The 14131-nt window shown below is 66.8% G+C and carries 14 protein-coding genes; 4 read left to right on the top strand and 10 right to left on the bottom strand.

Annotated elements, in window-relative coordinates:
- The first annotated feature begins 4 nt into the window (after positions 1–4).
- The gene (locus NWE53_RS20165) at positions 5–1111 is read left to right on the top strand and encodes a siderophore-interacting protein (RefSeq protein WP_265051135.1); all 1107 of its coding nucleotides are present in this window, start codon (positions 5–7) and stop codon (positions 1109–1111) included.
- A gap of 12 nt (positions 1112–1123) precedes the next feature.
- Here the strand turns inward: NWE53_RS20165 and tam are convergent, their stop codons facing one another.
- The 5 genes from tam to NWE53_RS20140 are packed head-to-tail and all read right to left on the bottom strand — an operon-like array spanning position 1124 to position 5687.
- Entirely contained in the window at positions 1124–1909 is a 786-nt protein-coding gene (gene tam, locus NWE53_RS20160) for a trans-aconitate 2-methyltransferase (RefSeq protein WP_265051134.1), read from the bottom strand.
- Entirely contained in the window at positions 1906–2685 is a 780-nt protein-coding gene (locus NWE53_RS20155; protein ID WP_265051133.1) for a class I SAM-dependent methyltransferase, read from the bottom strand. Before NWE53_RS20155 ends, tam begins: the two co-directional genes overlap by 4 nt.
- Before the next feature lie 3 nt (positions 2686–2688).
- Positions 2689–3474, bottom strand: a complete 786-nt coding sequence (locus NWE53_RS20150; protein ID WP_265051132.1) for an ABC transporter ATP-binding protein — start codon at positions 3472–3474, stop codon at positions 2689–2691.
- A 2-nt stretch (positions 3475–3476) separates the two neighbouring features.
- Complete coding sequence (locus NWE53_RS20145) at positions 3477–4538, bottom strand: FecCD family ABC transporter permease (RefSeq protein WP_265051131.1); 1062 nt, start codon at positions 4536–4538, stop codon at positions 3477–3479.
- Positions 4539–4553: 15 nt separating this feature from the next.
- On the bottom strand, positions 4554–5687 hold the full coding sequence (locus NWE53_RS20140; RefSeq protein WP_265051130.1) for an ABC transporter substrate-binding protein: 1134 nt from the start codon (positions 5685–5687) through the stop codon (positions 4554–4556).
- A gap of 299 nt (positions 5688–5986) precedes the next feature.
- On the opposite strand from NWE53_RS20140, the gene NWE53_RS20135 reads away from it, so the two are divergent.
- Both NWE53_RS20135 and eutC read left to right on the top strand, forming a co-directional pair.
- A complete protein-coding gene (locus NWE53_RS20135; protein ID WP_265051129.1) occupies positions 5987–7375 on the top strand; it encodes an ethanolamine ammonia-lyase subunit EutB in 1389 nt (462 codons plus the stop codon).
- Positions 7372–8139, top strand: coding sequence for an ethanolamine ammonia-lyase subunit EutC (eutC, locus tag NWE53_RS20130; RefSeq protein ID WP_265051128.1), 768 nt, complete (start codon positions 7372–7374; stop codon positions 8137–8139). The genes NWE53_RS20135 and eutC overlap by 4 nt, the downstream gene beginning before the upstream one ends.
- Before the next feature lie 70 nt (positions 8140–8209).
- Here the strand turns inward: eutC and NWE53_RS20125 are convergent, their stop codons facing one another.
- From NWE53_RS20125 to NWE53_RS20110, 4 genes are all read right to left on the bottom strand, one after another.
- A complete protein-coding gene (locus NWE53_RS20125; protein ID WP_265051127.1) occupies positions 8210–9274 on the bottom strand; it encodes a phosphotransferase family protein in 1065 nt (354 codons plus the stop codon).
- Between the two features lie 9 nt (positions 9275–9283).
- On the bottom strand, positions 9284–10501 hold the full coding sequence (locus NWE53_RS20120; RefSeq protein WP_265051126.1) for an acyl-CoA dehydrogenase family protein: 1218 nt from the start codon (positions 10499–10501) through the stop codon (positions 9284–9286).
- A 7-nt stretch (positions 10502–10508) separates the two neighbouring features.
- Complete coding sequence (locus NWE53_RS20115) at positions 10509–11255, bottom strand: SDR family NAD(P)-dependent oxidoreductase (RefSeq protein WP_265051125.1); 747 nt, start codon at positions 11253–11255, stop codon at positions 10509–10511.
- A gap of 140 nt (positions 11256–11395) precedes the next feature.
- Entirely contained in the window at positions 11396–11602 is a 207-nt protein-coding gene (locus tag NWE53_RS20110; protein ID WP_265051124.1) for a CsbD family protein, read from the bottom strand.
- Between the two features lie 159 nt (positions 11603–11761).
- On the opposite strand from NWE53_RS20110, the gene NWE53_RS20105 reads away from it, so the two are divergent.
- A complete protein-coding gene (locus tag NWE53_RS20105) occupies positions 11762–12097 on the top strand; it encodes a GIY-YIG nuclease family protein (RefSeq protein WP_265051123.1) in 336 nt (111 codons plus the stop codon).
- Positions 12098–12265: 168 nt separating this feature from the next.
- Here NWE53_RS20105 and lepA read toward each other — a convergent pair whose 3' ends face one another.
- Positions 12266–14071, bottom strand: coding sequence for a translation elongation factor 4 (lepA, locus tag NWE53_RS20100; protein ID WP_265051122.1), 1806 nt, complete (start codon positions 14069–14071; stop codon positions 12266–12268).
- Positions 14072–14131: the final 60 nt, after the last annotated feature.

Below are 14131 nucleotides of genomic sequence, written 5' to 3'. Positions count from 1 at the left end.
CATCATGCTGGCTACCTCGACCCGGATCGCATTGGCCGATCCGGAAAGCGTCCTGAGGCCGCTCTGCGCGCATCTCGTCGAGCATGAGGCCGTGATCAGCGAGCAGGAGGGCGCGACGGTGATCGTGCTCGATGCCAGCCGGGCGCGCATCGGCCTCTCGGCCGCCGCGCTCGACGTCACGGTCGAGGCACCGGATGTGGCGGCGCTGCAGGAGATGAAGCGCGCGATCGCCAGCCATGTCATCGAATTCGCCCCGAAGGGCGCCGCGCCGGAAATGCGCTGGGTCGGCGACGGCACGGGCCCGGCACTGCCGGCCGATTTCCGGGTGCTGGCCGTGACCGGCGTCGAGACGATCACACCGCATATGCGCCGCATCCGTTTCCGCGGCGAGAATCTCGCCCGCTTCGACAAGATCGATGCGCTGCATGTGCGGCTGTTCATCCCGCCCGAGGGTGTGACGGCGCCGAGCTGGCCGATGGTCGGCGATGACGGCCTCCTGCTGCAGCCGCCCGCCGAATCGCGCCCTATCGTCCGGAAGTACACGATCCGCGAGATCGATTCTGCGGCCGGCACGCTGGCGGTCGACTTCGTCCTGCACGAGGATGCCGGCCCCGGTTCGGCCTTCGCGATGCGGGCCAAGACGGGCGATCTGGTCGGGATGGGCGGGCCCGGCGGGCGCGGCCTCAAGACCGCCGAGCGCTACGTCTTCCTCGCGGACGAGACCGGGCTTCCAGCGGCGGCGCGCATGCTGGAGAACCTGCCCCCTGAGGCTGTGGGGCAGGCCTTCTTCGAAGTCGCCAATGCCGGCGAGGAGCAGCCGCTGCGCCATCCGGCGGGCATTGCCGTGACCTGGTTGCATCGCGGCGATGCGGCGCCCGGCAGCCTGCCGCTATTGCAGGAAGCTTTCGCGGCGCTCGACTGGCAAGCGGAAGGGCCGGCCACCTATCTCTGGGCGGCGATGGAGCATGGCGGTTTCCGGGAGATCCGGGCGGCGGCGCGCGGCAAGCTGCGGCCGGAGCGCGACCAGCATCTCGTCGTCAGCTATTGGCGCAACGGCGCGACCGACGAGGAACACGTCGCCGCCAAGAAGGCGGAGGCAGCCAAGGCCTGATCCTGGCCGCGGTCAGCCTTCGCGAACGGCGACGATGAACAGGCGCGGGAAGCGCAGCAGCACCTTCCCTTCGCTCTCGACCGGATAGCCGGGGGCGATATGCTCCAGATAGCGCTCGATGAAGATCTCGCGCTCAGCCGGCGTCAAACGGTCGAGATAGGGCTTCAGCCCGGTCGACTTGAACCATTCGGCGATAGCTTCGATCCCGGCCAGCGCGTGCACATAGGTGGTCTGCCAGATATCGACCCGGCAGCCGGCGGCTGCGAGCCAGCGCCGATAATCACCGAAGGAGCCGATCGCCGACCGCTCCGCCTTGGCGGTTGCGAGCTTCTCGGCCCACGGCGCTTCAGCGGCGACCTCCCGCATCGCGACATGCGAGGGCTCCATGAGATTGTTCGGCATCTGCACGGCGAGGCAGCCGCCCGGCGCCAGCGAGCGTGCCAGCCGCGGGAACAGCGCCTCGTGGTCAGGCAGCCATTGCAGGACGGCATTGGCGAAGATCAGGTCGTAGCCGGCGGCGTCGGACCAGGTCGCGACATCGCCCAGCACGAAGGACAGGTCCGGCAGGCGGTTGCGCGCCTTCTCCAGCATGTCCGGCGAGGAATCGAGCCCCTCCGTCACGGCATGCGGGAAGCGCGCCGCGACCAGCTCTGTGCTGTTGCCGGGGCCGCAGCCGAGATCGATGCAGCGCTTCGGCTCGTTCAGCGGCACGCGGGCAAGAAGATCGGCGGGCGGCCGCGTGCGCTCGTCCTCGAAGCGCAGATATTGCGCGGCGTCCCAGTCCGGCTTCGCGGTCATGCCGAGGGCTTCCGGGCGAGGAGGGCGAAGCGGGTCGAGGACGACAGCCGGATCGCATCATGCAGCGGCGCGGCGCGCTGCTGCTCGCGCACGACCTGGATGTAGTCGGCCGGCGCGATATCGACGAAGCCAGCCGCCTTCAGCATGTCTTCCAGGCGCTGCCGGCTCAGCCCGTCCTTGAAATAGAAGCGCTGGGCGATCGAGGCATGGGTGTCGGCATCGATCTGGTGGACGGGCGCGCCGCGCTTGTCGCGCAGCCAGTTGCCGAAGCGGTTGACCAGCGCCTGCCAGCGGCTGCGGTTGATCCAGTCGCCATCGATGACGAGGAGGCGGCCACCGGGGCGCAGAACCCGGAACCACTCGGCGAAGGCGGCCTCCGGATCGGTCAACGTCCAGACGAGATGGCGGGTGATCGCCGCGTCATAGCTCGCATCCTCGTCAAGCAGATGCTCGGCGTCGCCGAGCCGGAAGCGGGCGTTCTTGCCATGCTTGGCGCGGGCCCGTTCGAGCATCGCCTCGGAAAAGTCGAGCGCCGTGACGCGGTGGTCCAGCGACAGCAGCGCGCGCGTGATCTCGCCGGTGCCGCAGGCGAGGTCGAGCACATCCAGAGGCCGGGGGCCGAAGGAATCGCCGATCAGGCGCTGGAACGCCTTGAGCTCCCGATCCGACTTGATCGCATGGCCGAAGGAGAGATCGAAACTCTCGGCGCGAACCGACCAATAGGCGCGGATCTCTTCCTTCAGGGTGAAGTTGTCGTGCGAGGCGGGGGCGGACATGGCTCACTGACCGTGGATATAGGGCTCGACCAGCAGGGTGCCCCGGGCCGAGCGCTCAAGGTGAACGCCGACCGCATATGTCTCCGCAACGGCGGGATGCGCAAGCACCTTTTCAGGCTGACCGGCCTGGGCGATTTGGCCGGCATTCATGACCAGCACGCGATCGGCGAAGCGGGCCGCGAGCGACAGATCGTGGATCGCCACGACCGTCACGATGCCGCGCCGGCGCGTCGCGTCGCGGATCGTCGCCATGACGTCGAGTTGTCGGCGGACGTCCAGCGCGCTGGTCGGCTCATCGAGCAGCAGCACGTCCGGCTCGCGCACCAGCGCCTGGCCGATCGCCGCAAGCTGGCGCTGGCCGCCCGAGAGCGTCGCGATATCGCGCGAGGCGAAGGGGCCGAGGCCGAGCTCCTCGATCACCGCCTCGACGGCGCGGGTGTCGTCGGCCGAAGCCGCGAGCGCGAAGCCGCGATGCAGGCTCTTGCGGGCGAGCAGGATGATGTCGAAGACCGAGAGCACGACCCGTGCCTCGGTATCCTGCGAGAGGTAGAACACCTTGCGCGCCCGCTCGCGCTGCGGGAGCCCGGCCAGGTCATGGCCGTCGAGGCTGACATGGCCGGCTTGCGGCCGCAGCAGCCCGGCAGCACAGCGGAACATCGTCGACTTGCCGGAGCCGTTCGGGCCGACGAGCGCCGTCAGTTCGCCACGCGGCAGGTCGCCGGTGCCGAGCCCGCGCAGGACCGGCGTCGAACCGTAACGGAAATCGAGATCGCGGATCGCGAGCGCCATCGTCAGGCTGCCTTGTTGCGGATCGACATGACCAGGCTGATGAAGAACGGCACGCCGATCAGCGCCGTGATGATGCCGATCGGATAGATCACCCCCGGCGTAATCACCTTCGAGACGGTGGAAGCCAGCGAGAGCAGCACCGCGCTCGCGATCGTCGCCACGGGCAGGAAGAAGCGCTGGTCCTCGCCGACCAAAAGCCGCGCAATATGCGGGCCGACGAGCCCGATGAAGCCGATGCCGCCAACGAAGGAGACCGAGACGGCGGCCAGCAGCGAGGTCGCGATCAGGATTTCCAACCGCAGGCGATCGACGCGGACGCCGAGGCTTTCCGCCCGTTCGTCGCCGAGCCGGAGCGCGGTCAACGCCCAGCCGCGCATCAGGAAGAACGGCAGAGCCAGCCCGATCAGCACGGCGGCGACGCCGACCTTGGTCCAGGTGGCGCGGGCGAGGCTGCCCAGCGTCCAGAATACGATCTGGGTGAGTTGCACCTCGTTGGAGCGATACTGCAGCAGCGCCGTGATGGCGTTGCAGGTGAAGAGCAGGGCGATGCCGACGAGGATCATCGTCTCGGCGCTGACGCCGCGCAGCTTGGTCATTAGGAACAGGACGAGCGAGGCGGCAAGCGCGAAGACGAAGGCGTTGGCCGTGACGATGAAGGCGCCGGCGCCGGGGATGACGCTCCAGCCGAAGACGATCGCGACGGAGGCGCCGACCGTCGCGGCGGCGGATACGCCGAGCGTGAAGGGATCGGCCAGCGGATTGGCGAGGATGGTCTGCATGCCCGCCCCGCTCAAGCCGAGCATCGCGCCGACGGCGAGCGCCATCAGCGCGATCGGCAGACGCAGATCCCAGACGATGACGGACAGCCGCGGCGTGGCCGATTGCGGATCGGCCAGCGTGCGCAGTACATCGGCGAGCGGCAGATTGCCCGGCCCGATCGAGACATCGAGCGCCACCGCGAGGACGAGCGCGACAACGCCGAGAAGCACGAGCCTCAGGCGCTTCGTATTGCGCTTGCGATAGTCCGCAGTCGCGGTCGCCGGCACGGGCAGGACAGCCGTCATCGCCTCAGGCCGCGCTCACTGGAGCTTCGCCCAGAACACGCCGGAATAGGCGATCGGCAGGAACTTCTCGTGGAATTCCTTGAACACCACCTCCGGATCGAGATCCTTGAACAGGTCCGGGTAGAGTTCCTTCGCCATGGCGAGCTCAGCGACGAAGTAATACGGGGCATCGTAGAACTGGTGGTAGAAGGCCATCACCTTCTTGCCCTGCACCGCCTTGAGCTGCTGGAAGCCGGGCCGCTGCATCAGCGCTGACATCTCCTTCTGGACCTTCTCCGGCGTGGCGTCATAGCCGAGGCTGACGGCGGTGCTGCCGGGATTGCTGCCGTACCAGTTGGCGCCGGTCAGGAAATAGACGTCGGGATTGTCGGAGAGCACCTTCTCCTGCGCAGCCTCGGCCTGGAAGGCGGAGAAGAACTGGCTGCCCCAGTTGCGCCCACCGGCTTCCTCGATGAAGCGGCCGAAATTGAAGGGGCCGAAGGTGGCGCAGCAGGGCAGCAGGCCGGCAGCGCGCTCGACGAAGACCATCGGCTTCTTCTTGTCGGGAATGGAGCCGACGCGGGCATAGATGCGCCGGGTCTGCTGCATGTAGTAGTCGGCGAAGGCGTTCGCCTCCTTCTCGCGGCCGAGCACGCGGCCCAGCAACTGCACGCTCGGCAGCACGTTCTGTGTCGGATCCTGGCGGAAATCGACGAAGACCGTGGCGATGCCAGCCTTCTCGAGCTTGCCGAGCAGGCCGGTCTCCTGCGCCTTGAAGTAGTTGGAGAGGTCGAGGATGTAGACCTCGGTGCCGAGCGAGGCGATCTTCTCCATGCTGACATCGGCCGCAAAGGGGTTGCCCATATCGGCGACGTCCTTGGCCTTCGGGAACTTCGCCAGATATTTCGCCCAGGCTCCCGGATCGTTCTGGATCAGGTCGTTGCCCCAGCCCACGACGCGCTTGAACGGATCCTCGCGGTCCAGCATCGCCAGCGTGTAGAGCTGGCGGCCTTCGCTGAGCACGATCTTCGATGGATCGCGCGTAACCTTGACGACGCGCCCGGCGAGATCGGTGACCTCGATCGTCTCGGCCCGCGCCGAAGCCGACAAGGCGGCAATAGCCAGTGCGGCAACCGAGAGCAGGCGTGTCAGCCGGGGCAGAACAAACATGACAACCGTCCTTATCGAGAACTCCCCCGCGCTTACACAGTCTTGCGGGGTCCATCAAAGCAAATCGCTCTGTTTTTAATCATTCTAAATTGGTGAATACTGGTGATTTCCTGAAATCTCCCGACGCATCGTCTCGCCGCCGGCCTTGGATCGCTCGTCAGGCTGCCCGGAGGCGCGATCCCGTTGCGGAGCAGGCCAACCCCCAGCTTTTGCCCGCCGGCACGATTCATGCTGAAGATCGGGCGATCGATCGCGCGTGGACGCCGACCAGCCCCGCCGGCAGCAGAGAGGTGAAGCGCATGGCCTATCGCCATGTCATCGGTTCGCGAAGCTATGTCTTCGACGACCTGCGCGATCTCATGGCGAAGGCAACGCCGCTGCGCTCCGGCGACCAGCTCGCGGGGCTGGCGGCTCGATCTGCTGAAGAGGCCGTGGCCGCCCGCATGGCCCTCGCCGACCTGCCGCTCGCGACCTTCCTGTCGCAGGCGCTGGTCCCCTACGAGACCGACGAGGTCACCCGCCTGATCGTCGACAGCCATGATGTCGCGGCCTTCGCGCCCGTCGCCAGCCTGACGGTCGGAGGCTTTCGCGACTGGCTGCTCTCGGACGAAGCCTCGACCGAGGCGCTGACGAGGCTGGCGCGGGGCATCACGCCGGAGATGGCGGCCGCCGTCTCCAAGATCATGCGCTTGCAGGATCTCATCGCGGTGGCGCGGAAATGCCGGGTGGTGACCCGCTTCCGCAACACGATCGGCCTGCCCGGCACCATGGCCGTGCGCCTGCAGCCGAACCACCCTGCCGACGCCCCCCGCGGCATCGCCGCCTCGATCATCGACGGGCTGTCCTATGGCTGCGGCGATGCCGTCATCGGGATCAATCCGGTCTCGGACAATCTCGCCGTGCTGTCGGACCTGCTCAAGCTGCTCGACGAGGTGATCCGGCGCTACGAGATCCCGACGCAGGGCTGCGTGCTCACCCATGTCACCTCCTCGATCGAATTGATCGGACGCGGCGCACCGGTCGACCTCGTCTTCCAGTCCGTCGCTGGCACGCAGGCCGCCAACCGCTCCTTCGGCATCGATCTCGCGGTGCTGCGCGAAGGTTACGAGGCCGGCCTCTCGCTCAAGCGCGGCACGCTGGGACAGAACCTGATGTATTTCGAGACGGGGCAGGGCTCGGCGCTCTCGGCGGAGGCACATCACGGTGTCGACCAGCAGACCCTGGAGGCGCGCGCCTATGCGGTTTGCCGGGCCTTCGATCCGCTGCTGGTCAACACCGTCGTCGGCTTCATCGGCCCGGAATATCTCTATGACGGCAAGCAGATCACCCGCGCCGGGCTGGAAGACCATTTCTGCGGCAAGCTGATGGGCCTGCCGCTGGGTTGCGACGTCTGCTACACCAATCACGCCGAAGCCGATCAGGACGACATGGACGCGCTGCTGACGCTGCTCGGTGCCGCCGGCGTCACCTATGTCATGGGCGTGCCCGGCGCCGACGACGTGATGCTGAACTATCAGTCGACCTCCTTCCACGATCAGCTCTATATCCGCGACCTGCTCGGGCTGAAGCGCGCGCCCGAATTCGAGCGCTGGCTGCAGGAGCAGGGCCTGACCGGAACCGATGGCCGGCTTCTGGCCCAAGCCGGCGCGCCACGCCTCGTCACCTCGCTGGCGGAGCTGGTGGCGTGAGCGTGCCCGATCCCTGGCCAAGGCTGTCGGCACTGACGCCGGCGCGCATCGGCATCGGCCGTGCCGGCTCGGGGCTAGGCACGCGCGAGACGCTGCGTTTCGCACTAGCGCATGCACAGGCGCGCGATGCCGTCCACGCCGAGCTCGATGTCGGAAAACTTGCGGCCAAACTGGCAACGCCCGGGCTCGATAGCTTCCAGGTGGCGAGCCGCGCGGCCGGGCGTGCCTCCTACCTGCTGCGGCCCGATCTCGGCCGCAGCCTCATTTCCGAAAGCCGAGCCCTTTTGGAAAGCCGCGCCGGCACGGGCTGCGATATCGCGCTCGTCATCGCCGATGGTCTTTCGGCGAGCGCCGTCCAGGCCCACGCGGTAAACTTCGTGGCGGCTTTCCTGCCCCTCGCACAGCGTCATGGCTGGTCGCCGTCGCCGGCCGTTATAGTCTCGCAGGGCCGGGTCGCGATCGGCGACGAGATCGGCGCGCTCCTCGGCGCGCGCCTGACGTTGCTGCTGATCGGTGAGCGACCGGGCCTCTCCTGCCCCGACAGCCTCGGGGTCTATGTCACTCACGCGCCGCGCCCGGGCCGCAACGACGGCGAGCGCAACTGCGTCTCCAATATACATGGCGCGGGTCTGGCACCGTCCGAGGCCGCGGCGCGCGTGGCCTGGCTGGTCGAGGCAGCCTTTGCGCGCGGGCTCTCCGGCGTGGCGCTGAAGGATGAGAGCGCGAGCAACACGAGCCCCCGCCTCGCCACCGACGCGATTTGAACGCGCCATCATAGGCGGGCTCGATCCGCCCGTTTCTTAAACTGCCCGCTCTGGCCTGAGATTCCCGGGTCTACGCTTCGCTTCGCCCGAGAAAGACGCCCTGCCCTTCCATGGACTCAAGGGCGCGCCGCGCAAAGCGCTGCGCCAGCGGCGCCAACGCGGCAGCATTCGTCCCTGCTGCCGATCCGGCCCGCACACGATCGGCGATGCCGACGAAGATCACGGCGAAACGGAACAGCGCGAAGACGAGGTGGAAGCGCAGCAAGGGAGCCGTCGGCACGGCATGCGCATAATAATGCCTGAGGAACTCGGCCTCGGTGGGGATGCCGAGCGCGGCGCCGTCGAGCCCGAGGATGCCGCCATACTCGTCCGGGGCGGTATGCCAGGGCATGGCGCAATAGCCGAGATCGGCGAGCGGATGGCCCAGCGTCGAGAGTTCCCAATCGAGAATGCCGATCACCTCGGGCCTCGTCGGGTGGAACAGCAGATTGCCGAGCCTGTAATCGCCATGCGCGATGGAGACTTGGCCGTCATCGGGGGGCAGATGTGCCGGCAGCCAGTCCGCGACAGTATCCAGCTCCGCGATCCGTTCGCCCGGCGACTCGCGCAGCTGCCTGGTCCAGCGGGCGATCTGGCGCTCGAAGTAGTTGCCGGGGCGGCCGTAGTCGCCAAGCCCGACCGCATCCGGGCTGACGGCATGGAGCTTCGCCAGCGCCTCGGCCATGCCGAGATAGATGCCGCGCCGCTCGGCCGGCTCCAATCCCGGCAACGCACAATCGTGGAAGACGCGGCCTTCCAGCCGCTCCATCAGGTAGAAGGGCGTGCCGAGCGGCTCGGGATCGGCGTGAAAGAGCACGGCGCGGGGCACCGGGACATTCGTCGGTCCCAGCGCTTCGAGAACGCGATATTCCCGGTCGATGGCATGCGCGCCGCGCAGGATCGGCCCGGCCGGCTGCTTGCGCAGCACGAGGCGCTGCCCACCATGATCGACAAAATAGGTCGGGTTCGACTGGCCGCCGCCGATGCGCTCGATGGCGAGCTCCCCGGCGCCGAAGCGCTCTTGGAGGAAACCTGCCAGCGCGGCGGGGTCGAAATCCAGGTTGCCGCTCGCGGCCTCGCTATCCTGTCCCGCCATCGCCGAACCTCAGTCCTGCACCTGCCCGGCGACGGGCCAGCGCCAGAAATCGCGGCCCTCCTCGGTCAGGAAGCGGTTCAGCACCATCTTGTGGACCTCGTCGGCGCCGTCGACCAGCCGCGCCTGCCGGGCGTAACGGTAGATCCACTCCAGCACAGTGTCCTTGGAGTAGCCGCGCGCGCCGTTGATCTGGATCGCGACATCGGCCGCGTCGTGCAGGACGTTGGCAACCTGGACCTTGGCCATCGAGACCTCCTTGCGGGCGAAGCCGCCGCGGTCGAGTTCCCAGGCCGCCTTCATCACCAGCATGCGGCCGATCTCGATTCGCATGGCGAGGTCGCCGAGCTTGAGCTGGATGCTCTCGCGGTCGGCGAGGCGCTGGCCGAAGCCGTAGCGCTCGGCGGCATAGGCCTGCGCGATCTCGATGCAGCGCTTGGAGAGGCCGAGCCAGCGCATGCAATGGGTCAGGCGGGCCGGGCCGAGCCGCACCTGCGTCACCTTCATGCCCTTGCCCTCGCCGGCGAGCACATCCTCGATGGGGATTTCGAGCCCGTCGAACTCGATCTCGCAATGGCCGCCATGCTCTTCGGGCCCCATGATCTCGATGCGGCGCAGGATGCGCCAGCCCGGCTGGTCCGCGTGGAAGAGGAAGGCGGTGAGGCCGTTGCGCGGATCGTCGGAGGTGCGGGCAATGAGGGTGAAGTGCTTGGCCTCCTCCGCACCGGTGATGAACCATTTGCGGCCGCTGACGACGTAGCGGTCGCCGCGCCGCTCGGCCTTGGTCAGGATCATTGAGGGATCGGAACCGCCGCCCGGATGCGGCTCGGTCATGGCGAAGGCGGAACGAACCCGGCCCTCGACGATCGGCTTGAGCCAGCGCTCCTTCTGATAGGGCGTGCCGAGCGCTTCCAGCATCATCATGTTGCCATCGTCGGGCGCGGCCGAATTGCAGACGACGGGGCCGAAGATCGAGCGGTTCATCTCCTCGTAGCAGACCGCCATGCCGATCTTGCCGAGCCCGGCTCCTCCCGTCTCCGGCTTGAGCTGCAGGCACCAGAGGCCTTCGGTACGCGCCTTGGCGCGGAGCGTCTCCAGCAATGGCAGCGCAATGTTGCCATGCGGATCATAGGACGCCTGGTCCGCTTCGAGCGGGATGATCTCACGGGCGACGAACGCGGCGATACGCGCGCGATAATCTTCGATCCGGGGCGTGATCTCGAAGTTCATGGTTCGCTCACAGGGACGAGACGAGATGGCCGCCATCGACCTCGATGGTCGAGCCGGTGATGTAGCTTCCGGCGGCCGAGGCCAGCAGCAAAAGCGCGCCGTCGAGCTCCTCCGGACGGCCGAGGCGGCGCTGCGGGATGCGCTTGACGAGCTGCTGGCCTGCTTCGCTGGCGAAGAAATCGCGGTTGATGTCGGTCTCGATATAACCGGGACACAGCGCGTTGACGCGGATGCCGTCGCGCGCCCATTCGAGCGCGAGCGCCTTGGTGAGCTGGATCACCCCGGCCTTCGACGCGGCATAGGCGCTGACGCCACCGGCGACGCGATGGCCGAGGATCGAGGCGATGTTGACGATGGTGCCACCTCGGTCCGTTTCGCGCATGCCGCGCGCGACGGCCTGTGCGACGAGGAAGACGCCCTTCAGATTAGTGTCGATCACCGCATCCCAATCGGCTTCGCCGAGGTCGGCCGCTCGCCCGGCGCCGCTGATACCGGCATTGTTGATCAGGATATCGAAAGACCTGCCGGCAAGCGCTTCCTTGATCGAAGCGGAATCGACGACATCGAGCGACAAAACGCTGGCCTTGCCGCCGCGGGCCGCGATCTCAGCGCAGGCAGCGTCCAATGCGGCCGGACGTCGCGCCGCCAAGGTGACGTCGGCGCCATGGCGCGCGAGCAGCTTCGCGAAATGCAGCCCCAGACCGCCCGATGCGCCCGTGACAAGGGCGCGCTTCCCTGAGAGATCGTCGAACATCAGGCATCCCGCTTCGATCACCCCCAACCTTCGACCGGTTGCCTGCTGCGATCAAGGCCGCCGTCCCACGCAAAAAGCCCGGCACGCACGCGCCGGGCTTCGTCTTGGACTTACGGATGGCCGATTGACGGCCGCCGCGGTCACTGCCAGGTCTGGCGGCCGTACCAGTCATCGATATCGGTGCGCGCCTTGTCCTTCGCGAGGCCGTAGCGCTCCTGAATCTTGCCTTCGAGCTGGTCGCGCTTGCCGGCGATGACGTCGAGATCGTCGTCGGTCAGCTTGCCCCACTGCTCCTTGACCTTGCCCTTGACCTGCTTCCAGTTTCCTTCAACGCGATTCCAGTCCATCGGGACCTCCTCATGCGAGTGTGTGTTCATGGAAACAACGCGCCGACGGCGCGATTGTTCATTCGAAAAGCAGTCGCGGCATAAAATACCCGGATAAAATGTTGCGTTAATAAAATCCGGGTATTATTGAACGCCCATCAGACAGGATGGGTTGAACCGATGCAGATGGCGGACAGGAGAGCGGCGACAGCCGCCTACAAGGAACGGAAGACGGTGGCAGGCATCTTCGCCTTCCGCTGCGAGGCGGCCGGGCTGACCTGGGTCGGCCGCGCGCCTGACCTCGCGACGATCGAGAATCGCCTGCGCTTCACATTGCGCCATGGCAGCCATCGCCAGCGCTCCTTGCAGGCGGCCTGGAACGCGCATGGTCCGGACGCCTTCCGGTTCGAGGCGCTCGAACGGCTGGAGGACGAGGATATCGTCTATGTTCGGGATCGCGTGCTGAAGGAGCGCCTCGCCCATTGGCAGGCGAAGCTCGGTGCCGAGGCGATCTAACGCGTCATTTCTCGTCGAAACCGCACCGTCATCCCGGGGCTTGCCCCGGGATCCATCATAGAGCGCAAGTGCCTTTCGATGGATCCCGGATCGGCGCCGCTTCGCGGCTTGTCCGGGATGACGGCGCCCTTCCGGAAATGCCGCGTGCTCGCGAGCGGCCGGAGCCGCTCAGTCGTCCATCTTGAGGGCGGCGATGAAGGCTTCCTGCGGGATTTCGACCTTGCCGAACTGCCGCATCTTCTTCTTGCCTTCCTTCTGCTTCTCCAGAAGCTTGCGCTTGCGGGTGGCGTCGCCGCCATAGCACTTGGCGGTCACATCCTTGCGCAGCGCGCGGATGGTCTCGCGGGCGATGATCTTGCCGCCAATGGCCGCCTGGACCGGAATCTGGAACATGTGCGGCGGGATCAGCTCCTTGAGCTTCTCGCACATGGCGCGGCCGCGAGCGTCGGCGCGCGAGCGATGGACCAGCATCGAGAGCGCATCGACCGGCTCGGCATTGACCAGGATCGACATGCGCACGAGGTCGCCCTCGCGATAATCTGTGATGGCGTAGTCGAAGGAGGCATAGCCCTTTGAGATCGACTTCAGCCGGTCGTAGAAGTCGAACACCACCTCGTTCAGCGGCAGGTCGTAGACGACCTTGGCGCGCGAGCCGACATAGGACAGGTCGGTCTGGATGCCGCGCCGATCCTGGCAGAGCTTCAGGACGGAGCCGAGATACTCGTCGGGCGTGAAGATCGTCGCCTTGATCCAGGGCTCCTCGATGAATTCGATCTTCATCACGTCCGGCATGTCGGCCGGGTTGTGCAGCTCCGGCGTGGTGCCGTCGCGCAGCTTGAGATGGTAGACCACCGAAGGCGCGGTCGAGATCAGATTGAGGTTGAACTCGCGCTCCAGCCGCTCCTGGATGATCTCCAGATGCAGCAAGCCGAGGAAGCCGCAGCGGAAGCCGAAGCCGAGCGCCGCCGACGTCTCCATCTCGTAGGAGAACGACGCATCGTTCAGCCGCAGCCGGCTCATCGCGGCGCGCAGCACCTCGAAATCGGCGGCGTCGACCGGGAAGATGCCGCAGAACACCACCGGCTGCACCGGCTTGAAGCCCGGCAGCGCCTGCGGGGTCTGGCGCTTCTCGTCCGTGATGGTGTCGCCGACGGCGGTATCGGCGACCTCCTTGATCGAGGCGGTGAAGAAGCCGACTTCGCCGGGGCCGAGCTCCTTGACCTCCTGCATCTTGGGCTTGAAAACGCCGACGCGATCGACGCCATAGGAGGCGTTTGCGCGCATCATCCGGATGGTCATGTTCTTCTTGAGCACGCCATCGATGACGCGCACGAGCACGACGACGCCGAGATAGGCGTCATACCAGCTGTCGACCAGCAGGCATTTCAGCGGCGCGTCGGGATCGCCCTTGGGCGCCGGCAGCTTGGTGACGATGGCTTCGAGCACGCCCTCGATATTGATGCCAGTCTTGGCCGAGATCGGCACGGCCTCGGAGGCGTCGAGCCCGATCACATCCTCGATCTGCTGCTTGATCCGCTCGGGATCGGCGGCGGGCAGGTCGATCTTGTTGAGGACGGTAACGATCTCGTGGTTGGCGTCGAGAGCCTGATAGACGTTGGCGAGCGTCTGCGCCTCGACGCCCTGCGAGGCATCGACGACCAGGAGCGAGCCCTCGCAGGCCGCCAGCGAGCGCGAGACCTCATAGGCGAAATCGACGTGGCCGGGGGTGTCCATCAGGTTCAGGACGTAGTCCTTGCCGTCCTGCGCCCGATAGTCGAGCCGCACCGTCTGGGCCTTGATGGTGATGCCGCGCTCCTTCTCGATATCCATCGAGTCGAGGATCTGCTCGCTCATGTCGCGGGCCGCGACGGTGCCGGTCTGCTGGATCAGACGATCGGCCAGCGTCGACTTGCCGTGGTCGATATGCGCGACGATCGAGAAGTTGCGGATATTGTCGATGGTGCGGGTGCTCATGCGCGCGCCATAGCAGTGATGCCGCGCCGCGCCAAGCGCCGGCCTCTCGAGAGACCCTTC

This window comes from Bosea sp. NBC_00550, assembly GCF_026020075.1.
Classification (GTDB): domain Bacteria; phylum Pseudomonadota; class Alphaproteobacteria; order Rhizobiales; family Beijerinckiaceae; genus Allobosea.
This window is presented reverse-complemented; position numbering and strand designations above follow the sequence as displayed.

Coding starts and splice junctions, on each gene's coding strand:
- NWE53_RS20165 (WP_265051135.1), top strand. CDS start 5: ATGCTGGCTACCTCGACCCGGATCGCATTGGCCGATCCGGAAAGCGTC.
- tam (WP_265051134.1), bottom strand. CDS start 1,909: ATGACCGCGAAGCCGGACTGGGACGCCGCGCAATATCTGCGCTTCGAG.
- NWE53_RS20155 (WP_265051133.1), bottom strand. CDS start 2,685: ATGTCCGCCCCCGCCTCGCACGACAACTTCACCCTGAAGGAAGAGATC.
- NWE53_RS20150 (WP_265051132.1), bottom strand. CDS start 3,474: ATGGCGCTCGCGATCCGCGATCTCGATTTCCGTTACGGTTCGACGCCG.
- NWE53_RS20145 (WP_265051131.1), bottom strand. CDS start 4,538: ATGACGGCTGTCCTGCCCGTGCCGGCGACCGCGACTGCGGACTATCGC.
- NWE53_RS20140 (WP_265051130.1), bottom strand. CDS start 5,687: ATGTTTGTTCTGCCCCGGCTGACACGCCTGCTCTCGGTTGCCGCACTG.
- NWE53_RS20135 (WP_265051129.1), top strand. CDS start 5,987: ATGGCCTATCGCCATGTCATCGGTTCGCGAAGCTATGTCTTCGACGAC.
- NWE53_RS20125 (WP_265051127.1), bottom strand. CDS start 9,274: ATGGCGGGACAGGATAGCGAGGCCGCGAGCGGCAACCTGGATTTCGAC.
- NWE53_RS20120 (WP_265051126.1), bottom strand. CDS start 10,501: ATGAACTTCGAGATCACGCCCCGGATCGAAGATTATCGCGCGCGTATC.
- NWE53_RS20115 (WP_265051125.1), bottom strand. CDS start 11,255: ATGTTCGACGATCTCTCAGGGAAGCGCGCCCTTGTCACGGGCGCATCG.
- NWE53_RS20110 (WP_265051124.1), bottom strand. CDS start 11,602: ATGGACTGGAATCGCGTTGAAGGAAACTGGAAGCAGGTCAAGGGCAAG.
- NWE53_RS20105 (WP_265051123.1), top strand. CDS start 11,762: ATGCAGATGGCGGACAGGAGAGCGGCGACAGCCGCCTACAAGGAACGG.
- lepA (WP_265051122.1), bottom strand. CDS start 14,071: ATGAGCACCCGCACCATCGACAATATCCGCAACTTCTCGATCGTCGCG.